Here is a 20,688-nt window from a genome sequence, read left to right as displayed (position 1 = left end):
GCGCGCGGCGCTCATCGGCCGCGGTCCGGGAGGAGGTAGTTGGGCCCGGTGACGTAGTGCTTGTTGATGTCGGCGGCGCCGGAGCGCTGCTTGGTGAACAGACTGCCCGCGGTGACCATGGCCTTGACCGGCAGCCGGTCGGCGTCCAGGACGTACGCGCGCAGCACGGCGCCCGGCGCGCCGGGCCGGTCGTCTCCGAGCCGGTCGACGGCTTCGGCGAACCGGTCGCGTATCAGCCGCAGCAGCGCGTCCAGCGGGGCCCGGCCGAGCTGGGCGAGCTCGAAGGCGAGGGCGCCGGCGCACAGATGCACGGTGATGGTGGCGAAGACGTCGGCGACCGGGCCGTCGCCGTCGGTCAGGATCCGCGGGTCGTCGAATCCGCTCACGAGGCGGGCGGCCTCGGCGCCGCCGAGGGCATCGGCCAGCCGGGCGGGGTGGACGCGCGGACCGTCGTGGTCCTTGAGCAGCAGCCGCAGCCGTGGCCGGCCGTGGGCCTCGTCGAGGACGAGGGAGGTGTTCTGCTGATGGGACTCCAGCGCGACGCCGTACGCGAAGAGGGTGGTGTGCACGTCGAACAGCAGGGTGAGGTAGGCGTCGAGGAGCGCGCACAGATCGCCGCCGTAGTAGCGGGCGGCGAGGGCGTCGACGATGAGCCCGGTGCCGGGCCCTGGGGCCGCCAGCGCCGCCAGCGCCGCCAGGGGCACGACCTGGCAGCCGTCGAGGCCGGGCGGGTAGCGCCGTACCAGGGTGGCCAGAAACTCGTGTCCGGCGTGCAGATACGTGCCCTCGTCGGCGAGCAGCACGCCCCGCGCCACCCGCGGCTCGCGCGCGAGCACCGCCTCCGTGAGCCGCTGCCCCGCCTCGCCGTCGGCAAGCGTTCCGGGCTTGATGGTGCGGCGGTTGCGCGCGCCCAGGGTGGCGGTGGCGAGCGGCAGTTTGAGGTGGGTGAGCGGGTCGTCGGTGACGGCGACGGTACGCATGGAGAGCGTGGGCCGTACGTCGAGCCACGGGTCGTCGGCGAGATGGGCCCGGCCGGCGAGGTGGGTGGCGCGCAGGGCCACGGCCAGCGGGCGCTGCGCGCTCAGGGGATGGACCGGGAAGGCCAGGTGGCTGTCGTCCAGGCCGTGGCCGTACGGCAGGCCGAGCGCCCCGGGCGTGGGCCACCAGTCGGGCAGCCGCGCCGGGTCCCCGGTGACCACCTCACGCGGGAGGGCGACCCAGCGCAGGCGGAAGGAGGGGTGGAACTCGGGTGCGTGAGCGCGCTGTTCGGCGTCGCTCAGGGCGAGGCGGGCGCGGCCGGTGGGATAGACGGGATGGTCGCGGAAGGCGGCCAACGTGTCGTACGCGAGCGAGCCGCGCACCCCCGCCCACCGCTCGGCGGGCTTGTCGCCGTATGCGGCGGTGAGCCGCTCGACGACGCGGGGGCGGGTGTGCGCGTGCAGCCGCATGGCGTCCAGCGTGCGGCGGCACTCGACGACGAAGGCGTCGTAGAGGCCACGGTCGTCGGGGTCGGCGGCGTGGCGGAGGCGCGTGAGGACCGCGTCGAGGGTGGTGAGTACCGTGCCGGGCAGGTGAGGTGACGACGCGTCGGCAGCTCCCGGTGCCCGGTCCGCGGCGCGTTTCGCGCTACCGGCCGTCGCCTCGGCAAACCTACCGACGCCGTTCGGCGCGCCGCCGGGCGCCTCGGCGGCCACCGCACCCCCGCCCGGCACGCCCCTGGGAGCCGCAGCCGCGGTCTCCCCGGAGCCGACTGCCACCCCGGCGCCATTCGCGCCGCCGGACACCGCACCCCCGGCCGACGCTTCCGAACCCACCGCGCCACACGTCGTAACGCCACCCGTCACGCCACCACGGGCCGGGCCGCCGCGCGCCTCCGTCCCACGCGTCGTGCCGTCCTCCAGCACGTCACCGGCCGTGACATGGCCCGCCTCACCGCCGCGGGTGGCCGGCGACCGCTCCGGAGCGAGCCCATCGGCGCGCGCCGGCACGGCGCCGCCGGGGCCGGCATCCACCCGCAGCCGCGCCGGCCGCCGGATCCGGATCTCGCACTGGAAGCCGTCCGGCTCGACCGGCAGCAGCACACCCCCGCCGTCCGTCAGGACGACCCGCAGCCAGTCGCCGTCGGCGCGCCGTACGGTCCGGGCGCGGCTGCGCAGCCCGTACGCGTCCTCCCTCAGCAGCGCGTCGAGCACGCGCGCCAGCAGTTCCGCCTCGAAGGCGTCCGCGGTGTCGCCCGCGTCCCCACCCGTGCGGCTCATGGCGCGATCACCCACCGGTTGGCCGCCAGGAACCCGGCCACCGCCCGGTCGATCCGCCGCTGGTCGGTCCCCGTGGCGCGGAGCACGCCGAGGAAGTCGCGGTTGGTGCCGTAGAGCGGGTGTTCCTCGCCGGTCTCGCGCAGCGGGCGGTAATCGAGCCGTACGCCGTCGCGGTGGCCGACGCTCGCGGCGGGGGCGTCGGTCAGGCGGCCGGCGCGGTCGGCCATGACGTACTCCATGCGGACCCTGCCGTCGGTGCGGGCGCCGAGGTCGGCGGGGAGGGGGGCGCCGAGGTGGGTGCGGAGGATGTGCTCGAAGAGGGGGATGGCGAGGAGTTCGGCGAGTACGAGGTCGCACTGGTCCCCTATGGCCCGGTAGTTGACCTCGATGATGCGGGCCCGGTCGCCCTGGACGACGTACTCGGTGTGGCAGGCGCCGAAGCCCACGCCCAGCGCCCGCAGCTGGTCCAGCACCTGCCCGGTGTGCGGCTCGGGCGGGGCGGGGAGCAGTTCGAGGCGCTCCTCGATGAAGTACGGGGGCGGGGAGATGTCGGTGCGGAAGGCGGCGAGGGCGTGCAGCGTACGGCCGTCCCCGAGGGTCTCCAGGGTCTGTAGCGGGCCGTCGAGGAACTCCTCGACCACCAGATACGCCTCGGGCCGCCGGGCACGTATCTCGCGGACGCGCTCGGCCAGTTCGTCCGCGTCGGTGACGAGCACGACGTCTTCGCTGGCCACGCCCTCGCGCGGCTTGAGGACGCAGGGGTACGGCACGCCGGGGCCGGCGAGGCGGGGGTGGTCGGAGGGGCCCTGGTCGGGGGCGAGTTCGGCGCACCAGAGGGTGTCGACACCGGCGGCGGCGAGGCTGCGGCGCAGCTCGGCCTTGTTCTTGGTGCGCAGCGCGGCGCGCCAGTCCTTGCCGGGCAGGCCGAAGTAGTCGGCGGCGAGGGCGGCTTGGACCTGGAGGTGGTCGCTGTTGGTGAAGATCGCGGCGGTGCGGCCCGCCCGGGCGTCGGTGTCGGCCGCCCGGGCGTCGGCTGTCGAGGCGTCGGCGGAGATACGGCCGATGACCTCGCGGAAGTCCCGTACGTCGCAGCGCACGATGTCGAGTTCGGGCAGCGCGCCCCCGGCCGACGCGTGGCGGTCGTAGGCGCGCCGGTGCGCGTCGGGCTGATCGGTGAGGAGGGTGACGGCGAGGCCGAGCCGGGCCGCGGCGGGGAGGAAGCCCTCGGTGACTGAGTCGGTGGGGTTGAGGGCGAGGAGATGAAGCCGTGTCGCGGTTCCTGCGGGCAGGCCGAATGCCCGGTCTAGATCATTCTCGTTCACGAACCGAGATTAGGTTAGGCATGCCTAAGACCGCCAATTCGTCTCACCCGTCTGCCCCTTTGAACGTGATTCGCCGTCAACCCCGCGGTCACCCGGGGCAGCCCCGAGGCGGCCCGGGTCAGCCCGGCAGCCCGATGCGCCGGTGCCGGGCCCGGCGGGCGGCCAGCCGCTCGCCCTGGTCCTGGGCGCGCAGCGCGGCGAGTTCGGCGCCGAGGGTGTCGCCGAGGCGGGCGAGGAAGGAGTCGTACGCGGGACCCTGCGCCACCGCGTCCTCCGCCCCCTCTTCCACGATCCGGTCGACGATGCCGTCAGCGAGCAGGTCGGCGGAGCGTACGCCCTGCCGGTCGGCTATCTCGTACGCCCGCTCGGTGGTCCGGTAGAGGATCGCGGAGGCGCCCTCGGGCGGCAGCGGGGACAGCCAGGCGTGGCGCGCCGCGAGGACCCGGTCGGCGGGGAGCAGGGCGAGCGCGGCGCCGCCCGCGCCCTGGCCGAGCAGCAGGCAGAGGGTGGGGGCGGGGAGGGTCACCATGTCGGCCAGACAGCGGGCGATCTCCCCGGCCAGCCCGCCCTCCTCGGCCTCCTGGTTCAGGGCCGCGCCCGCGGTGTCGACGACCGTGAGCAGCGGAAGCCCGAGCTCGGCGGCGATGCGCATGCCGCGCCGGGCGGTGCGCAGCCCGGCGGGGCCGAGCGGCTGCCCTCCACCGGGCCCGTCGGCCGCCGCGTCCCCGTGGCGCGCGGCCCGGTCGTGCCCGAGGACGACGCACGGCGTCCCGCCGACGCGCGCGAGCGCGAGCAGCAGCCCGGGGTCGTGCTCCCCCGCGCCCGTACCGCTGAGGGGGCTCACGTCCTCGGCGGCGGCGCGCAACAAGTCCCGCACGCCGGGCCGCTCGGGCCGCCGGGACCGCCGGATCGACTCCTCGGCACGGGGCCCACCACGCCCGACGCCCACCCCCGCGCCACCCGGGCGGGCCTCCGCCCCGTCCGCCTCCGCGCCACCCGGGCGGGCCACCGCCCCGTCCACCCCCGCGCCACCCCGGTCAACCGCCGTGGTGCCAGCCCTCGCGCCACCCGGGCCGGCCACCGCCCCGTCCGCCTCCGCGCCACCCCGGCCGACCACCGCCCCGTCCGCCTCCGCGCCACCCCGGCCGACCACCGCCCCGTCCGCCTCCGCGCCACCCCGGCCGACCACCGCCCCGTCCGCCTCCGCGCCACCCCGGCCGACCACCGCGCCGTCCGCCTCCGCGCCACCCCGGCCGACCACCGCGCCGTCCGCCTCCGCGCCACCCCGGCCGACCACCGCGCCGTCCGCCTCCGCGCCACCCCGGCCGACCACCGCCCCGTCCGCCCCCGGGGTACCCACCTCCGCGTGGCGGCCCGCGTCGGTCTCCGGCTCGCGGCCGGTGGCGGGGCCCGTGGGCGGCTTCCCTGGAGCGCACCCCGCAGCCGCCCGGTCTCCGCCCGAGACCGCGCCCGCCTCCGGGGCTGGCCCTGCGGCGGGGCCGGCGGCGGGGCCGGACGGCCCTGCCGCCGGGACAGCCCCGTTCCCGTTCGCCACAGCGGCAGCGTCCCCGCACAGCACCCTCAGCACACGCGCCGCCACCTCCGACAGCCGCTCGGGCGGGAGGACCGCGTCCACCAGGCCGTGGGCCATCAGGTTCTCCGCGACCTGCACGCCCGCCGGGAATTCCGCCCCGTACAGCGCCTCGTGCACCCGCGGCCCCATGAAGCCGATGAGCGCGCCCGGCTCGGCGGCGGTGACGTGCCCCAGCGAGCCCCAGGAGGCGAGCACTCCGCCCGTCGTCGGGTGGCGCAGGTGGACGAGGTAGGGGAGACCGGCGGCCTTGTGGTCGGTGATCGCCACGGCCACCTTCACCATCTGGAGAAACGCGACCGTGCCCTCCTGCATCCGCGTGCCGCCGGACGCGGGCGCCGCGAGGAGCGGCAGCCGCTCCGCCGTCGCCCGCTCCACGGCGCGCGCCAGCCGCTCCCCCGACGCGACGCCGATGGACCCGGCGAGGAAGCGGAACTCACAGGCCACGATGGCCACCCGCCGCCCCTCGATGCGGCCCTCGCCCGTGATGACGGACTCGTCGAGGCCGGTGCGCTCGCGCGCCCGCTCCAGGTCGGCCCGGTAGTCGGGGTCGTCCGTCGTGATGTCGACCGGCTCGTCCCAGCGGCGCCAGCTGCCCGGGTCGACGACGGTCTCGATCAGCTGGAGGGCTGATGTGCGGGGGTTCGTTCCGGTCATGTTCACACCCTGCCACGGGCGACAGTGCCAACGACAAGGGCTGTCTCAATCACCCTAGGCATGTGCTAACTTTTCTTGGCATGTGCAGGGTTTCGCTATGACTACCTCGATGCCGGGCGGAGAGCCTCGCGACCTCAGCGGCGACGAGCTGGTGCGCGTGCTGGCGACGCTGGCCAATCCGCACCGCCTGCGGGTCGTCGCGGCGCTCGCGCGGGAGCGCATGTACGTGAGCGAGCTGGCCCGCGCACTGGGCATCAGCCGGGCGCTGCTCCAGGTCCATCTGGGCAAGTTGGCGGCGGCCGGGCTGGTGACGGCCCGGGTCGAGGTGTCGGAGGACGGCAAGGCCATGAAGTTCTACGAGGTCAACCGGTTCGCGATCGAGCTGACACCGGAGACCGTCGAGGCCGCGGAGCGGACGCTGACCCCGCCGGGCGACGGCCGGGGCGAGGAGAGGAAAGGATCGAAGTGATGGACGGACACGACTGGACCGAGGTCGTGGGGGCCTTCGGCCTCTTCGCCCTGGTGACCACGGTGCTCACGACGGTCATCTGGCAGTTCGCGGCGACTCGGCGCGCGAAGGTCCAGGTGGTGCGGGAGCTGGAGTACCGCAAGCTCGCCGAGAACGCCGCCGCGCAGCAACAGAGCACGGAGGAGCGGCTGAAGGAGATCAGCCAGCGCCTGGCCGACATGCAGGGCCGGATGGATTCGCTGGAGCGCATCCTCCAGACCGTCGAATAGACGGTCGGGTAACACACAGGCCCTGGGCCGTCGAGCGGCAACTCGACGGCCCAGGTGAAGGAAGAAGCATCACCTCGCCCATGGGCGAGTTCTCACAGATACGTCCCTTCGTGGAAAGGACAGCAGCTCATGCTGCGCAAAAGCAAGTCACGACAGAGGGCGGACGGCCCAGGTGGGGGCCCGGACAGCGGCCCGGGCAGGAGCCTGGCCGGGGGCCCGGCCGGGGCCCCCGGCCACGGCCGGGCCGCGCTGGTGGAGCGGGTCGCCGGCTGGTCCGTCCGCCATCGCGCCCTGGCGATCGCGGGCTGGTTCGCGCTGGTGGTCGTGGCGGTCCTGGCCAGCGCGGTCATGCCGGGCGAGACGGTGAGCAGCACCGACCCCGGTGAGTCGGGCCGCGCGGGCCAGGTGCTGGACGCGCAGCGGGAGTATCCGCCGCCCCAGGAGAACGTCCTGGTCCAGGCCCGGACACCGGACGCGGCGCATGATGCGCCGCCGGGGCGCTTCACCAAGAGCCCGGAACTGCGCCGAGCCACCCAGGACCTGGTCGAAGCGCTGCGCCGCACCCCGGGCGCGGTGGCCGCGGTCCACTCCCCGCTGGAGCGCGACGGAAGCCGGCTGGTGTCGAAGGACGGCCGCTCCGGTCTGGTCACCTTCACCGTGGCGGGGCCCGTCGAGCGGAGGGGCGAGCACTACGCCGCCGCGACCCAGGCCGTGAAGAAGGTCCAGGCCCGCCACCCTCGGGTGCGGCTGGCGCAGGCGGGCGACAGGAGCCTGTCGCGCGTGGTGGACGAGGGCATCAAGGGTGACTTCAAGCGGGCCGAGTTCTTCTCGCTGCCGCTCACCGTGGTGATCCTGCTGGTGGTGTTCGGCTCGCTGATCGCCGCCGCGATCCCGCTGCTGCTGGCGGCCACCACCGTCGTCGCCACCTTCGGCTTTCTCCAGGTGCTCGCCCACTGGGTGCCGGTGAACAGCGCCACGTCCTCCATGGTGCTGCTGATCGGCGTGGCGGTGGGCGTCGACTACTCGCTGTTCTATCTGCGCCGGGCGCGCGAGGAGCGCGCGGCCGGGCACGGTGTCGCGGAGGCGCTGCGGATCACGGCGCGCACCTCGGGGCGGGTGGTGGTGGTCTCGGGTCTGACGGTGATGCTGTGTCTGGTCGGGCTGCTGTTCACGGGGCTGGACAACTTCAAGGGGCTGACGACCGGCGCGGTGCTGGTGGTCGGGGTGGCGATGGTCGGCTCCGTGACCGTGCTGCCCGCCCTGCTGGCCCTGTTGGGGCACCGGGTGGACAAGGCCCGCATCCCGTGGGTGGGCCGCCACCGGACGGCGGCGGACCAGTCCCGGGCCTGGGCGGCGGTGGCCCGCGCGGTGGTGCGGCGCCCGCTGGTGTGGGGCGGCGCGGCGGCGCTGGCGCTGCTGGTGCTCGCGCTGCCCGCGCTGGGGATGCGGCTACAGGACGCGGCGGTGACCGACAGCCTGTCGCGGAGGGTGCCGACGGTGGACGCGGCGGTCCGGATGCAGGAGGCGTTCCCGGGCGCCCCGGCCCCGGCGTCGGTGGTGATCTGGGGAAAGCGGGATCCCGACGCCGTGGACAGCCCGGCGGTACGGCGGGCGGTGGAGAGCCTGCACGGGCGGGCCGCGGCGAGCGGCGGGGTGCTGAACGAGCCCATCTCGGCCACCAAGGTGGGCCGGGCACTGGTGGTGCGGGTGCCGCTGGCGAGCTCCGGCACCGACGACGCGGCGAACCGGGCGCTGGAGACGCTGCGGAAGCGGACACTGCCCGCCGCCCTCGGAGAAGTGCCCGGGCTCGACTACGCGGTCGCCGGCAAGACGGCCTTCGCGTACGACTTCACCCACCGGGTGACCGACCGCACGCCGTACGTCTTCGGCTTCGTGCTGCTGCTGGCCTTCGTGCTGCTGGTCGTCGCGTTCCGCTCGCCGGCCGTCGCGCTGGTGTCGATCGTGCTCAACCTGCTGTCGATCGGGGCCGCTTACGGGGTGCTGACCTGGGTGTTCCAGGACGGCCACCTGAGTTCGGCGCTCGGCTTCACCTCGTACGGCGGGGTGGTCGGCTGGCTGCCGCTGTTCATGTTCGTCATCCTCTTCGGGCTGAGCATGGACTACCACATCTTCGTCCTCAGCCGGATCCGTGAACGCCGGCTCGCCGGGGCGGAGGCGCGCGAGGCGGTGGTGGGGGGTATCGCGTCGGGCGCGGGCGTGGTCACCAGCGCGGCCGTCATCATGACCGCGGCCTTCAGCGTCTTCGTCGTGCTGTCGGCGATCGAGTACAAGATGATGGGCGTCGGGCTGGCGGTGGCCGTCCTCATCGACGCGACGCTGGTGCGTGGGGTGCTGCTGCCCGCCGCGATCACGCTGCTCGGGCGGACGGCGTTCCCGCGGGCGTCACTCCAGGGGCGTGATCACGTCGCCCGCGACGTGCTGGTAGATGATCGAGCTGCGGAAGTCGACCACCTCCCGGCGCTTTGAGAGTCGGTCCATCAAGAAGGCGTGCAGCCGGTCCACATCCGGCACCGCGACATGGACGAGGAAGTCGTCGCCGCCCGCGACGACATACACGGACAGCACCTCGGGGAGGGTCACCAGATACGCCTTGAAGCCCTCGATGACCTCCCGGCTCAGCGGCCGGATGCGGACCGAGAGCAGCGCCTGCACCGGGCGGTTCAGGGTGCGCAGGTCGACCGTCGCGCGATAGCCGGTGATCACCCCGCGCTCCCGCAGGCCGCGCACCCGTTCCAGGCAGGTGGAGGGGGCGATGCCGAGGGTGCGCGCGAGGTCGCGGTTCGTCTGCCGTGCGTCGCGCTGCAGTTCCCGGACGATCGCCGTATCAAGTTCGTCCATGGCACCTTCCCAGCCCGGCTCACCGAATTTCGTTCGGTGAGCCGGTCATCTCATCGGTGTTTCGACTAGCTTCCCAGGCCGTGACCGTACAACGTACTCGCACCCCTGTTTCCCCGCATCCTCCACGCCGCCTCGGGATCGGCGGCGGCACCGCCCTGTACGCGGGCGCCGTCCTCGGCCCCGGCGTGCTCGCGCTGCCCGCGCTCGCCGCCGCTGCCGCCGGCCCGGCCTCGGTCCTGGCCTGGGCCGCGCTGCTGGCGACCAGCGTCCCGGTCGCCGCCTGCTTCGCCGCGCTCGGCGCGCGGTTCCCCGACGGGGGCGGGGTGGCGACATACGTCCACCGGGCATTCGGGCCACGGGCGGCGGCGACCGTCGGGTGGTGGTTCTTCGGGGTGGTGCCGGTCGGGGTGGTCGCGGGCGCCTGGATCGGCGGCCAGTACACCGCCGCCGCGGCGGGCCTCGGCGACATGGGCACTGCGGCCGTGGCCGGGCTGGTGCTGGCGGCCGCCTTCGCCGCCAACCTCGGCGGACTGCACCTGTCCAGCCGGGTGCAGCTGCTGCTCGTGGGCCTGCTGGCGGCGCTGCTGCTGGCCGCGGTCCTGGCGGCGGTGCCGCATCTGCGCGCCGCGCACTTCACGCCCTTCATGCCGGGCGGCTGGAGTTCGGTCGGCTCGGCGGCCGGGGTGCTCTTCTTCGCCTTCGTGGGGTGGGAGGCGGCCAGCCACCTGTCCGCCGAGTTCGCCGATCCGCGCCGGGACCTGCCACGGGTCACCGCGCTCACCCTCGCCGTGATCACCGTGCTGTACCTGGGGCTCTCGACGGCGACGGTCGGCGCGCTCGGCCCCGCCGCCGCAACCACGGACACCCCGCTGACCGAGCTGCTGGCGCGGAGCGTGGGCGGCGCGGCCCGGCCGGTGGCCGCGGTCGCGGCCCTGTTCCTCACCTTCGGCGCCGTCAACGCCTACCTGGCGGGCGCGGCCCGGCTCGGCGCCGCCCTCGCCCGCGACGGCGCGGCGCCCCGGTGGCTGGCCCGGGGCGGCGGGCCGGGCGAGGTGCCGCGCCGCAGCCTGGCCGTGCTGGCCGGCGCGTGCGCCCCGGTCGGAGCGGTGGCCGCGACGGGCGCGGCCGACCTCGACGGGCTGATGCGCGCCACCTCCGCCTGTCTCGCGGCGGTCACCCTGGCGGGGCTGCTGGCGGCGCTTGTGCTGCTTCCGCGCCGAACTCCCCTGTGGTGGGCGGCGGTTGGCAGCGCGGCCGTCGTCTCCACCGTTCTCGCCCTCTCCGGGCCTCTGCTGTTCATCCCGCTCGTGCTGGCCGTCGCCGCGCTCTGCTTCCAGACCCTCGCCCGCCGACGCCCCACCCGGGGCCGCGACCTCCAGGAGGACCACACCTGACCACATCCGCCGGGCGCCACGTGCGCGTCCTGGTGGCGGTGCGGCCCCGCTGAACTCGGCGGCTCAGCTCTCCGCGTCCGCCTGCGCGGCGTCGAGCGCCGCCGTCAGCCGTTGGAGTCGGGTGCGCAGATCGACCACTTCCTCCGGATCCAGGCCGCTGGCCTGGATCACCTGGAGCGGCACGGCCCGGGCGGTCTCCCGCAGCGCCTCGCCCTCCGCCGTCAGCCGGACCGAGACCGAGCGCTCATCGTGGAGGCTGCGCTCGCGCTGTACGAGGCCCGCCGCCTGGAGGCGCTTGAGGAGCGGCGAGAGGGTACCCGAGTCCAGACGCAGGAACTCCCCGAGCTTCTTGACCGGCATCTCGCCGTGCTCCCACAGCACCAGCATCACCAGGTACTGCGGATAGGTCAGCTCGGTGTCGCGCAGGACCCGCCGGTAGACGCTGCCGAAGGCGCGCGAGGCGGCGTGCAGGGCGAAACAGACCTGTAGGTCCAGGCGGAGCAGGTCGTCAGCGGCTGCACTCGCTGTCGCTGTTGGGGACGGAGACGCTGTTGGGGACGGGGCCGGGGCGGGGCCGGGCTGGTGTGACATGTACCTAGGGTACCTCTTAGTTGTGCGCAATCTAATTGTGTGCTCTACTTCTGGCATGGCGGAGCGCACGACGGCGCGCCGCAGGACCCGAAAGGGATGGTCTTCATGGACGCGCTCTACACCGCGGTGGCCACGGCCAACGGACGCGACGGCCGGGCGGTGAGCTCCGACGGGCAGCTCGACCTGGCGCTGGCCATGCCGCCGGAGCTGGGCGGGAGCGGCAAGGGCACCAACCCCGAGCAGCTGTTCGCCGCGGGCTACGCGGCCTGCTTCGCCAGCGCGCTCGGGCTCGTCGGCCGCCAGGCGAAGGTCGACACCAAGGACATCTCGGTCACCGCCGAGGTCGGCATCGGCAAGGACGAGTCGGACGGCGGCTTCGGACTGAAGGTCACGCTCCGCGTCGAGCTGCCCGAGGAGCTGGAGGGCGAGACCGGCCGCAGCCTGGTCGAGCAGGCGCACCAGGTGTGCCCGTACTCGAAGGCGACCCGGGGCAACGTCGCCGTCGAGCTGATCGCCGAGTAGTCACCCGGCGGCCGGCCGCGGCCACGGCGTTCACGCGGCCGGCGCCGCCCCCGCCCCGCCTGCCCCAGCTGCCCCGCCTGCCCCGCCCTCAAGGTTCTCTGCCATGCGGCGGAGCACGCCCACGGTGGCGAGGTACTCCTCGTCCGTCACCCCGCCGGTCACCCGCTGCCGGGCGGCACCGATCCGTTCGGCCACCGCGGCATGACCCTCGACGCCGGGGGGCGTGAGCGCGTACGCACCCTCGGCGCCCTCCCGGGCGACCCAGCCCCGGCGCCCCAGCCCGTCCAGGACCTCGTCGAGCGCGATCGCGCCCTCCCCCCAGAAGGGGCGCAGCGCCTCGGCGAGTTCACCGGGGCCCTTCGGACCCGCCGACAGCGTATTCAGGACCTGCCAGTGGCGCCGGACGAGGCCGCTGTCGCTCAGGGCGCGCTCGAAGTCGGCCTCGATCAGCCCGTCCAGATGCTTGAGCCAGTATCCGATCGGCTTCATCGCCTCCGCCTCCATGGCTTCCCCCTCCGCAGATGCATGTAAAATAGCAACTAGATGTTCTTGATTATGCATGGAGGCGTGATGGCCGACAACCGGGAACCCGTCAACGACATCGAGCGGGCCATGGTCGCCATCCGGCGCAGCCAGAGCAGGCGTTCGCTGGCGCGACTCGCCGAAGGGGGCGGTGGGGGCGACGGGGACTCCCCCAAGGGCGCGGTGGCGCAGGGCGCCGCCTTCGACGTCCTGGACGCGATCGAGGCGGCGGAGCAGAGCGGCGAGCCGGCCACCGTCTCCGAAGTCGCCGCCGCCCTGGCCGTCGACCAGCCACGGGCGAGCAAGCTGGTCGCGGGGGCGGTCGAGGCCGGACTGGTGCGGCGGGAGGCGGACCAGGCGGACGGGCGGCGCGCCCTGCTGGTCATGACCGAGGCGGGGCGCACCCTGACGGATGAGGTCCGGCGGTTCCGGCGGTCCGTGTTCGCGGAGGCGATGGCCGAGTGGCCGGAGGCGGACCGCGCCGAGTTCGCCCGGCTGCTCACGGACTTCGTCGGCGCGCTCGGCAGGATCCGGGGCCGGGCGCCGCGGTGAACGACGCGCACGGCGCACCGGAGGGCCGGGGCGCCGTGGCGGTGAGCGGACGGGCGGGGCGGGGCGTCAGCAGGTCGTCGGAGTGGCGTGTTCTGGATCGAGGGCGTTGGCCGCCTCGTGGAAGGCGACCCGGTTGGTCATGGCGATGGTGACATGCTCCGACAGGTCGCTCGGGCACAGGTCCTGGAGCACCACGTTCTTGACGTCGGACCCGGTGAGGAACTGCGCGCGGTAGGGCGTGGCGACCTCGTCGTACTTGGTGGAGATGACGGTGTAGCGCACGCCGGGGACGGTGTCACCGCCCTCGTTGAGACGGGTGAGAAACGCCGACCCGACCACCTGGTCCGTCAGCCCGGGCGTGTGCTTGGCGAGGACGTCGGCCGCGCCCGGGAAGTAGTCGAGCAGCTTGGTGAGCCCGGACAGGGTGGTCCCGTGGTTGGTGGGGGCCAGGCCGACCAGCGCGTTCACCTTGCCCGCGCCGCCGAGGAACTTCAAGTAGTAGCGGGGCATCATCCCGCCCTGGGAGTGGCCGACCAGATCGACCTTGGAGGCGCCGGTGGCGGCGCGCACCCGGTCGACGTAGGCGGACAGCTGCTTCGCCGACGCGTCGATCGGGCCGAGGCCGTAGAAGATGGGCACGCCGGGCAGTTGGCCGTAGTCGAGGGAGAAGACGCAGTAGCCGCGGTCGACCAGGTAGGGCGCGAAGCCGAGCCAGTTGTCGACCGAGTTGCCGAGGGTGCCGTGCACGAGGACGACAGGGCGGGGGTGCTGGGCGGACGGCTTGCACGAGTAGTCGTTCCAACCGCTGCTCCGCGCGCTCTGGTCGGCGGCGGTTTCGGTGGGCGCGGCGCTCGCGGCGGGCGCGGCGCTCGCGGCGGCCGGCGCCATGGTCGCCGCGACCGCCAGGGCCAGGGCGGGCAGTGACCTGCGGAGCGAGCGGATACGCCTCCAGTGCGACATCACATGGACTCCTCGCTGGTGGGGGAGGGTTGCGCTGACCGTGCGCTCTGCGATCCGGATCACAGGGGTGTTGCGTCGGGCTTAAATTACGCGCCAGTAGCAAGTGCATCCAGCCATCCGCCGGTGAAGAAACCCTCACCCGCCCCTCACGGCACGTCCAGGAACACGGCTGTGTCAGTGGCGGCTGTGTCAGTGGCGGCTGTGTCAGTGGGGCGGCGTAGAGTCTCGAACATACGATCAGTAGGGCGGGCCGAGACGGGGGAAACGCTGATGGAGACAACGGACCTGGTGGAGGTCTCGTCCGAGGCCGAGCTGCGCGAGCTGGTCGGCGAGCCCAATCAGCAAGCGGCCAACAAGTCCCGTCCCGCCCTGCATGAGCTGGACCGGCAGTGGCTGGCCCGGTCGCCGTTCTGCCTGATCGCCACCTCGGACGCCGAGGGGCGGTGCGACGTCTCCCCCAAGGGAGACCCCGCGGGCTTCACGCTCGTGCTCGACGACACGACCATCGCGATCCCGGACCGCCCCGGCAACAAGCGGATGGACGGCTTTCGCAATGTGCTCGCCAATCCACACGTCGGGCTGATCTACCTGTTGCCCGGGCGCGGTGACACGCTCCGGATCAACGGCCGGGCGCGGCTGCTGCGTGACGCCCCGTTCTTCGACGACCTGGTGGTCAAGGGCAACCGCCCGCGGCTCGCCCTCCTCGTCGAGATCGAGGAGGTCTTCCACCACTGCTCCAAGGCGTTTCTGCGCTCGGAGCTCTGGAAGCCGGAGACCTGGCGCCCGGACGAGCTGCCGTCGAGGCCCCGGATATGCAAGGCGCTCGAAGCCCCGGACGTCCCCTTGGAGTCACTGGAGGAGCACTACGGCCCGCGGTACGCGGAGCGGTTGTACGGCTAGAGCTGCCAGCTGTCGAATCCCCCGGCCGGGCGCACCGCCCGCTCGCCGAAGCGGGCCCGCGCCCGGTCGACGGCGGCCTCGATACGGCGGGCCTTGTCGTCCGCGGGGTCGAACATCAGCTGGTGGGAGGCCAGTTCGGCGGCGGTCAGCCCCTCGGCGCGCAGCGCGATGGACCGCACCCGGGCCCGCTGGAGGCCGAGCGCGGCGTGCAGGGCGTACGCAGTGGCGGTGAGCGCCGGGGTGTGGGCGGTCGGCTCGGCCAGGGTCCGGCTGCGGGTGGTCGTGGAGCGGTCGGCGTAGCGGACGGTGAGCGTGAGGGCGCGGGCGACCTGTCCGCTGGTCCGCAGCCGGGAGCCGAGCCGGTCCGCGAGGGTGAGCAGCGCGCGGCATCGGCGCTCCGGGTCCAGCTCGTCGTGGCCGAAGCGGTGTTCGGCGGCCATGGAGCGGGCCGGGGCGTTCGGGGTGACGGGGACCGGGTCGATCCCGCGCGCCCAGTCGTGCACCCGGCGCGCGGTGGCCGGGCCGAGGATCCGGCGCAGGGTGGGCAGCGGCACGGCGGCGATCCGGGCGGCGCTGTCGAGGCCGTAAGAACACAGGGTGCGGGCGGTCGCCTGGCCGACGCCGGGCAGGGCGGTGGGGGGCTTGTCGGCGAGGAAGGCGGCGACCGCGTCCGGGTCGTCGGGGACGGTGCGGACCGCGCCGGAGGCGCTGGCGGACACGCCGCCGGGCGCGCCACCGGCCGAGCCGGAAGCGCCGGACGCCCCGGCCGAACCGGATGCCCTGACTGAACCGGCCGAACCGGACGCCCCGGCCGAACCGTCGGAAGACCCGCCGGGCCGGGCCTGCCGACCGGGCCGGCCGAACCGGTCGGGGCGGGGCCCGGCGTCCTGGGCGGCCATGCGGGCGAGCAGCGGGTTGGCGGCGACGCCGACGGTGCAGTCGACGCCGTACCGGGCCAGCGCCCGGACCCGTACGATCTCCGCAAGACCGGCCGCGTCCCGGTCGAAGTAGCGCAGCGCCCCGGCGACATCGGCGAGCGCGGCGTCGGGCGGCACCGCCTCGACGACCGGGGTCACCTCGGTGAGCAGGGCGAGCAGGCCCTCGTAGACGTCCGCGCCGAGGGCGGGTCCGGGACGGCCGGGGCCTCGGCCGGGCGCGCCGGGGGCTGCCTCCGCCGCCCCCTCGGCGGGATGGAAGCGTACGTACAGCACATGCGGCTGCTCATGGGTCGGTCGGGGAGTCATCCCGCGCTCCCTGGGCTGGAATGCCACAGCTTGCGGCCGGTGGCGGCCTGGTCGCCCGCAGGCCGGAGGTCGGCCCACGGGTGCATGGCGTAGCCGGTGGACAGGTGGATGCGGCGCCCGGAGTCGCCGCCGGTCTCGCTCCCGGCCTCGGCGTCCGCGTCGGCCGGGACACCGGCGGGGGCCCCGGGCTCGGGCTCCGCCCGGCCCGCGCCCGCGAGTTCGGCGGCGACCGCCTCCAGGCCGCCCTCGCGCCGGAGTTCGGCCAGCTCGGCGAGGTTCCAGACCGCCGAGCCGACGACGCTGAGGCTGCGCGGCCCGCGCCGCTGGACCACGCCGCGTACCAGTAGCAGCCAGGAGTGGAAGACGGTGTGCGCGCACGCGGCGTGGCTGTCGTCGAAGAAGGCGCAGTCGACCAGTCCCGTGCCGTCATCGAGGGTGGTGAAGATGACGCGCCGCCCGGAGCGGATCGGCGGGGTCTGGGTGGCAACCTTGGCCCCGGCGACCAGCACGGTCTCGCCGTGCCGCGCGTCGCGCAGCCGTTTCGCCGGGACCGCGCCCAGCTCCTCCAGGAAGGCCCGGTGGTCGCCCATGAGGTGGCGCGAGACGTCCATGCCGAGGATGTTGAGCTCGGCGCCGAGGCGTTCTGCCGGGTCCAGGTCGGGCAGTCCGGCGGGGGCGGGCGGCGCGGTCTCGGCCAGCGGGAGCTGGCCCTCACCGGTGCCGTCGCGCCGGGCGCCCCGCTGCTGCCGGTGCAGTTCGGCGATCTCCAGCAGCAGGTCGCGGCGGCCGGCGCCGAAGGCGTCCAACGCGCCGACCTGGGCGAGCCGTTCGGCGACCGGCCGCCCGGGGTGGGCGCGCCGCCACAGGTCCTGGAGCGAGGAGTACGGCTGCCCGGCCGCGATCCGCGCGGTCTCGGCCTCGCTGATGCCGTGGACGTCGCTCAGCGCGAGCCGGATCCCGAAGCCCGCGGCCGTGGGGCCCGTGGCCGTGGGGCCCGCGCCCGTGAAGCCCGCACCTGCCGCCCCGGCCGACCCCCCGCCACCAGACACCAGTTCGATTCGATAGGCGGCGCCGGACCGGTTCACATCCAGCGGCAGGATCGGCACCCCGCGCCGCCGCGCGTCCGCCAGCAGCAGCCGCTTCGGGTACATCCCGGGGTCGTGGGTGAGCACCCCGGCGTAGAAGGCCGCCGGGTGGTGCGCCTTGAGCCAGGCGGACTGGTAGGTCGGCACCGCGAAGGCCACGGCGTGCGCCTTGCAGAAGCCGTACGACCCGAACGCCTCGACGATCTCCCAGGTGCGCGTCAGCACCTCCGGCCGGTAGCCGCGGTTCGCCGCCTCCGCGTGGAACCAGGCCCGCACCCGCCCCTGCCGCTCGGGGTCGGACAGCGCGCGCCGCGCCTCGTCGGCGAGGTCCCGCTCACAGCCCGTCATGATCGACAGGATCTTGATGATCTGCTCGTGGAAGACGACCACGCCGTAGGTCTCGCGCAGCGCGTCCTCCAGGTCCGGATGCGGGTAGCGCGGCGGCTTGCGGCCGTGCCGCGCCTCGATGAAGGGGCGCACCATGTCGGCCGCGACCGGGCCGGGCCGGAAGAGCGAGATGTCGACCACGAGGTCGTGGAAGGAGGTGGGCTGCAGCCGGCCGAGGAGATCGCGCTGGCCGGGCGACTCGATCTGGAAGCAGCCGAGCGTCTCGGTGGAGCGGATCAGGTCGTAGGTCGCCGGGTCGTTCGGCCGCACCACCTCGGGGTCGTCCAGGTCCAGCGGCCGGCCCGTGACCCGCGCCACCTCCGCGGCCGCGTGCGCCATCGAGGACTGCATCCGCACCCCGAGGACATCGAGCTTGAGCAGCCCGAGGTCCTCGACGTCGTCCTTGTCGAACTGCGACATGGGGAAGCCCTCGCCGCTGGTGGGCACGACGGGCGTACGGGCCCGCAGCCCGGCGTCGGAGAGCAGCACCCCGCACGGGTGCATGGCGATGCCGCGGGGCAGCCCGTCCAGCGCCTCGACCAGCTCCCAGAGCCTGCCGTGACGTTTCTGCTCGGCGGCGACCGCGCGCAGCTCGGGCAGTTCGGCGAGCGCCGCGCGGGCGTCGCGGGCGCGGATGTGCGGGAAGGACTTGGCGAGCCGGTCCACCTCGGCCGGGTCCATGCCGAGGGCCGCGCCCACATCCCGTACGGCGTGGCGCACCCGGTAGGTCTCGGGCATCGAGACGGTCGCGACCCGTTCCGCCCCGAAGCGGTCGAAGATCGCGCGGTAGACCTCCAGGCGGCGCGCGGACTCCACGTCGATGTCGATGTCGGGCAGCGCGGCCCGCCGCACCGACAGGAAGCGCTCCATCAGCAGGTCGTTCGCGACGGGGTCGGCGTGCGCGATGCCGAGGAGGTGATTGACGAACGAGCCCGCGCCGGAGCCGCGGGCGGCCACCCGGATGCCGAGCGCGCGGGTGTCGTCGACGACCTGGGCGACGGTGAGGAAGTACGAGGCGAAGCCCAGCCGCTCGATGGTGCGCAGCTCGTCCTCCAGCCGCCCCCACCGCTCGTGGTCGCGGTCGTAGCCGCGCAGCACCATGGCGGCGGCGCAGCGCGAGCGCAGCACCCGCTCGGCGCTCCGGTGCCCGGCCCCGACCAGGTGCGGCTCGGGGAAGTGGATGCTGCCGAGGCCGATGTGGTCCTCGGGGTCGACGAGACATGCGGCGGCGGTGCGCGCGGTCTCCTCCAGCAGCCGGTGCGCGGCGTCCCGCCGCCATCCCGCGGCCTCCGCGATCTTCTCGGCGATCCGCGCCATGTCCCGCGGCCCCTTGAGCCAGCGCTCGCCGCTGTCGAGCGCCGCGGGGTCGCGCGGGTCGATCGGCACCAGCCTGCGGGCGGCGTCCAGCACATCGGCGACCGGGCCCTGCCCCGGGTCCGCGTACCGTACGGCGTTGCTCAGCACGGCCCGTACGCCCTGGTCGGCGGCGAAGCCGACGGTACGGGCGGCGAGCCGCAGCGAGCCGGGGCCGGTGCCGGTGCGGCCGTGCCACACGGCCTCCAGGCGCACTGCGTCCCCGAACAGCTCACGCCAGGGGGCGATCAGCCGCTCGGCCCGGTCGGGCCGCCCGGCGGCCAGGGCCCGGCCGACGTCGGAGTCCGGACCGAGGAGCACGGTCAGCGGGGCGAGGGCGGTGGCGCCGCCGCCGCTTGCGCCGTCTTCCAGGTCTGCCCAGTGCAGCAGGGGCCGCCCGGCGCCGCCCGGTGGGGCGGACGCGGGGTGGGTGCCCCCCGCGTGAACTCCTGCGCGGGCTCCCGCCTGGACTCCCGCATGGGCTCCCGCGTGGGCGGCCGAGACCAGCCCGCACAGCGCGGCCCAGCCGGCCGCGCCGCCCCGTGCCAGGAAGACCGCACGGGGCGCGGACTCGTCGATGAACGCCCCGCCGCGCACCGGCGTGCGCCGCCGGACCGTACGCCCCGGCTCCGGGGCCCGCGCCCGTACGGCGAGGTCCACCCCGAAGACCGGCCGCACCCCCGCGGCCGCACCCGCCTTGGCGAACCGGACCGCCCCGGCAAGGCTGTCCCGGTCGGTCAGCGCGATCGCGTCCATGCCGCGCTCGGCGGCGCACTGGGCCAGCCGCTCCGGGTGGACGGCTCCGTACCGCATGGAGAACCCGGAGGCGGTGTGCAGATGCGTGAACTCTGGCATCCGCACCTCCCGCTGCTTGTCGCACCCCCCTACCGTCCCTGCTCGCCACGCTCGGCCCCACCTTAAACCAATTCTCGAACACCCGTGCGAAACGACTCGCCTCCCGCGTGGCCTGCGGGAATAACACCTTCCCCTTTCACCATAAAGGACTAAAAACCCCATAACACCCATAGCGCATGGCGGCGCACGCATACCGACCCGACGGCCGACCACGTAAGGTCACCGCCATGACCGACCACCCCGGCCACTCCACGGAATCCGACGACGCCGGCCTGCTCGGCCTGCTGCGGGAGCAGCGCACCGGCGCGCTCGTCACCCTCAAGCGCGACGGCCGCCCCCAGCTGTCCAACGTCGCCTTCGCCTACGACCCCGCGGCGCGCCTCATCCGCATCTCGGCCACCGACGGCCGGGCCAAGACCCGCAATCTGCGCCGCGATCCGCGCGCGAGCTTCTATGTCACCAGCGGCGACCGCTACTCCTACCTGGTCGCCGAGGGGAACGCCGAGCTGACCCCGGTTGCGGCCGACCCCCACGACGCCACCGCCGACGAGCTGGTCGAGGTCTACCGCGCCATCGCGGGCGAGCACTCGGACTGGGAGGAGTTCCGCGCCGCGATGGTCACCGAGGGGCGGCTGGTGGTGCGGCTGCGGGCCGAGCGGGCGTACGGGTGGGGACGGGAGAGCGGCGCACTGAGCGGCCCGCTCGACAACTAAGCCCCCACTCCGGGCGGCCAGGCCCCTGTCCCGGGCGGCCCACTCGACGGCCGGCCCGGGCCCCGGCCAGGTCGCCGCCGCGTGCTCCCGGGGAACGCGCTTCCCTCACGCAACAATGAGTCATCTAATGATTACGTGTTGCGACCGGAAGCGATCGATGGACGTGCGTTCCTGACCTGCATCGC

17 protein-coding genes are annotated in these 20,688 nt (G+C 74.5%); 8 read left to right on the top strand and 9 right to left on the bottom strand.

Annotated elements, in window-relative coordinates:
- Positions 1–11 precede the first annotated feature (11 nt).
- From ACWY4P_RS42190 to ACWY4P_RS42180, 3 genes are all read right to left on the bottom strand, one after another.
- On the bottom strand, positions 12–2,258 hold the full coding sequence (locus ACWY4P_RS42190) for an IucA/IucC family protein (protein WP_456206122.1): 2,247 nt from the start codon (positions 2,256–2,258) through the stop codon (positions 12–14).
- Positions 2,255–3,580, bottom strand: a complete 1,326-nt coding sequence (locus tag ACWY4P_RS42185; protein ID WP_456206121.1) for an ATP-grasp domain-containing protein — start codon at positions 3,578–3,580, stop codon at positions 2,255–2,257. Before ACWY4P_RS42185 ends, ACWY4P_RS42190 begins: the two co-directional genes overlap by 4 nt.
- A gap of 118 nt (positions 3,581–3,698) precedes the next feature.
- The gene (locus ACWY4P_RS42180; RefSeq protein WP_456206120.1) at positions 3,699–5,828 is read right to left on the bottom strand and encodes a carboxyl transferase domain-containing protein; all 2,130 of its coding nucleotides are present in this window, start codon (positions 5,826–5,828) and stop codon (positions 3,699–3,701) included.
- A gap of 97 nt (positions 5,829–5,925) precedes the next feature.
- On the opposite strand from ACWY4P_RS42180, the gene ACWY4P_RS42175 reads away from it, so the two are divergent.
- The 3 genes from ACWY4P_RS42175 to ACWY4P_RS42165 all read left to right on the top strand — a co-directional run bounded on the left by ACWY4P_RS42175 (position 5,926) and on the right by ACWY4P_RS42165 (position 9,053).
- The gene (locus ACWY4P_RS42175; protein WP_456206119.1) at positions 5,926–6,297 is read left to right on the top strand and encodes an ArsR/SmtB family transcription factor; all 372 of its coding nucleotides are present in this window, start codon (positions 5,926–5,928) and stop codon (positions 6,295–6,297) included.
- Positions 6,297–6,566, top strand: coding sequence for a hypothetical protein (locus tag ACWY4P_RS42170; RefSeq protein ID WP_456206118.1), 270 nt, complete (start codon positions 6,297–6,299; stop codon positions 6,564–6,566). Before ACWY4P_RS42175 ends, ACWY4P_RS42170 begins: the two co-directional genes overlap by 1 nt.
- A 129-nt stretch (positions 6,567–6,695) precedes the next feature.
- The gene (locus tag ACWY4P_RS42165) at positions 6,696–9,053 is read left to right on the top strand and encodes an MMPL family transporter (RefSeq protein WP_456206117.1); all 2,358 of its coding nucleotides are present in this window, start codon (positions 6,696–6,698) and stop codon (positions 9,051–9,053) included.
- Here the strand turns inward: ACWY4P_RS42165 and ACWY4P_RS42160 are convergent.
- Entirely contained in the window at positions 8,970–9,425 is a 456-nt protein-coding gene (locus tag ACWY4P_RS42160) for an Lrp/AsnC family transcriptional regulator (RefSeq protein WP_456206116.1), read from the bottom strand. The two genes, ACWY4P_RS42165 and ACWY4P_RS42160, sit on opposite strands and share 84 nt — an antisense overlap.
- Before the next feature lie 80 nt (positions 9,426–9,505).
- Here ACWY4P_RS42160 and ACWY4P_RS42155 point away from each other — a divergent pair, with 80 nt between their 5' ends.
- Positions 9,506–10,819 (top strand): APC family permease, encoded by a 1,314-nt coding sequence (locus tag ACWY4P_RS42155; protein WP_456206115.1) that lies wholly within the window; start codon positions 9,506–9,508, stop codon positions 10,817–10,819.
- Positions 10,820–10,882: 63 nt separating this feature from the next.
- On the opposite strand, the gene ACWY4P_RS42150 is transcribed toward ACWY4P_RS42155, so the two are convergent.
- The gene (locus tag ACWY4P_RS42150; protein WP_456206114.1) at positions 10,883–11,410 is read right to left on the bottom strand and encodes a MarR family winged helix-turn-helix transcriptional regulator; all 528 of its coding nucleotides are present in this window, start codon (positions 11,408–11,410) and stop codon (positions 10,883–10,885) included.
- Between the two features lie 105 nt (positions 11,411–11,515).
- Between ACWY4P_RS42150 and ACWY4P_RS42145 the strand changes: the two genes are divergently transcribed.
- Positions 11,516–11,932 carry an organic hydroperoxide resistance protein gene (locus ACWY4P_RS42145; protein ID WP_456213240.1) on the top strand — a complete coding sequence of 139 codons (417 nt, stop codon included), beginning with the start codon at positions 11,516–11,518 and terminating at the stop codon, positions 11,930–11,932.
- Positions 11,933–11,962: 30 nt separating this feature from the next.
- Here the strand turns inward: ACWY4P_RS42145 and ACWY4P_RS42140 are convergent, their stop codons facing one another.
- A complete protein-coding gene (locus ACWY4P_RS42140; protein WP_456206113.1) occupies positions 11,963–12,421 on the bottom strand; it encodes a MarR family winged helix-turn-helix transcriptional regulator in 459 nt (152 codons plus the stop codon).
- An 81-nt stretch (positions 12,422–12,502) separates the two neighbouring features.
- On the opposite strand from ACWY4P_RS42140, the gene ACWY4P_RS42135 reads away from it, so the two are divergent.
- Entirely contained in the window at positions 12,503–13,006 is a 504-nt protein-coding gene (locus ACWY4P_RS42135) for a MarR family winged helix-turn-helix transcriptional regulator (protein ID WP_456206112.1), read from the top strand.
- Between the two features lie 66 nt (positions 13,007–13,072).
- Here ACWY4P_RS42135 and ACWY4P_RS42130 read toward each other — a convergent pair whose 3' ends face one another.
- Complete coding sequence (locus ACWY4P_RS42130) at positions 13,073–13,966, bottom strand: esterase/lipase family protein (protein WP_456206111.1); 894 nt, start codon at positions 13,964–13,966, stop codon at positions 13,073–13,075.
- A 270-nt stretch (positions 13,967–14,236) separates the two neighbouring features.
- Between ACWY4P_RS42130 and ACWY4P_RS42125 the strand changes: the two genes are divergently transcribed.
- Positions 14,237–14,866, top strand: a complete 630-nt coding sequence (locus ACWY4P_RS42125; protein WP_456206110.1) for a pyridoxamine 5'-phosphate oxidase family protein — start codon at positions 14,237–14,239, stop codon at positions 14,864–14,866.
- On the opposite strand, the gene ACWY4P_RS42120 is transcribed toward ACWY4P_RS42125, so the two are convergent.
- Together ACWY4P_RS42120 and ACWY4P_RS42115 are read right to left on the bottom strand one after the other, a co-directional pair.
- A complete protein-coding gene (locus tag ACWY4P_RS42120) occupies positions 14,863–16,110 on the bottom strand; it encodes a DNA polymerase Y family protein (protein WP_456206109.1) in 1,248 nt (415 codons plus the stop codon). The genes ACWY4P_RS42125 and ACWY4P_RS42120 overlap by 4 nt on opposite strands.
- The gene (locus ACWY4P_RS42115; protein ID WP_456206108.1) at positions 16,107–19,790 is read right to left on the bottom strand and encodes a DNA polymerase III subunit alpha; all 3,684 of its coding nucleotides are present in this window, start codon (positions 19,788–19,790) and stop codon (positions 16,107–16,109) included. The genes ACWY4P_RS42120 and ACWY4P_RS42115 overlap by 4 nt, the downstream gene beginning before the upstream one ends.
- A gap of 227 nt (positions 19,791–20,017) precedes the next feature.
- On the opposite strand from ACWY4P_RS42115, the gene ACWY4P_RS42110 reads away from it, so the two are divergent.
- Positions 20,018–20,503: a PPOX class F420-dependent oxidoreductase gene (locus tag ACWY4P_RS42110; protein ID WP_456206107.1), complete on the top strand. Its 486-nt coding sequence runs from the start codon at positions 20,018–20,020 to the stop codon at positions 20,501–20,503.
- Positions 20,504–20,688 lie beyond the last annotated feature (185 nt).

The sequence above is a fragment of the Streptomyces sp. LZ34 genome (genome assembly GCF_053890475.1).
The sequence above is the reverse complement of the archived record's forward strand: the minus strand, read 5'-3'. Positions and strand labels throughout refer to the sequence as shown.

What these genes read in the sequence shown, in the direction of transcription:
- ACWY4P_RS42130 (WP_456206111.1), bottom strand. Translation starts at nt 13,966, where the DNA reads ATGTCGCACTGGAGGCGTATCCGCTCGCTCCGCAGGTCACTGCCCGCC.
- ACWY4P_RS42145 (WP_456213240.1), top strand. Translation starts at nt 11,516, where the DNA reads ATGGACGCGCTCTACACCGCGGTGGCCACGGCCAACGGACGCGACGGC.
- ACWY4P_RS42160 (WP_456206116.1), bottom strand. Translation starts at nt 9,425, where the DNA reads ATGGACGAACTTGATACGGCGATCGTCCGGGAACTGCAGCGCGACGCA.
- ACWY4P_RS42110 (WP_456206107.1), top strand. Translation starts at nt 20,018, where the DNA reads ATGACCGACCACCCCGGCCACTCCACGGAATCCGACGACGCCGGCCTG.
- ACWY4P_RS42140 (WP_456206113.1), bottom strand. Translation starts at nt 12,421, where the DNA reads ATGAAGCCGATCGGATACTGGCTCAAGCATCTGGACGGGCTGATCGAG.
- ACWY4P_RS42190 (WP_456206122.1), bottom strand. Translation starts at nt 2,258, where the DNA reads ATGAGCCGCACGGGTGGGGACGCGGGCGACACCGCGGACGCCTTCGAG.
- ACWY4P_RS42125 (WP_456206110.1), top strand. Translation starts at nt 14,237, where the DNA reads ATGGAGACAACGGACCTGGTGGAGGTCTCGTCCGAGGCCGAGCTGCGC.
- ACWY4P_RS42175 (WP_456206119.1), top strand. Translation starts at nt 5,926, where the DNA reads ATGACTACCTCGATGCCGGGCGGAGAGCCTCGCGACCTCAGCGGCGAC.
- ACWY4P_RS42170 (WP_456206118.1), top strand. Translation starts at nt 6,297, where the DNA reads ATGGACGGACACGACTGGACCGAGGTCGTGGGGGCCTTCGGCCTCTTC.
- ACWY4P_RS42180 (WP_456206120.1), bottom strand. Translation starts at nt 5,828, where the DNA reads ATGACCGGAACGAACCCCCGCACATCAGCCCTCCAGCTGATCGAGACC.
- ACWY4P_RS42150 (WP_456206114.1), bottom strand. Translation starts at nt 11,410, where the DNA reads ATGTCACACCAGCCCGGCCCCGCCCCGGCCCCGTCCCCAACAGCGTCT.
- ACWY4P_RS42115 (WP_456206108.1), bottom strand. Translation starts at nt 19,790, where the DNA reads ATGCCAGAGTTCACGCATCTGCACACCGCCTCCGGGTTCTCCATGCGG.
- ACWY4P_RS42135 (WP_456206112.1), top strand. Translation starts at nt 12,503, where the DNA reads ATGGCCGACAACCGGGAACCCGTCAACGACATCGAGCGGGCCATGGTC.
- ACWY4P_RS42120 (WP_456206109.1), bottom strand. Translation starts at nt 16,110, where the DNA reads ATGACTCCCCGACCGACCCATGAGCAGCCGCATGTGCTGTACGTACGC.
- ACWY4P_RS42165 (WP_456206117.1), top strand. Translation starts at nt 6,696, where the DNA reads ATGCTGCGCAAAAGCAAGTCACGACAGAGGGCGGACGGCCCAGGTGGG.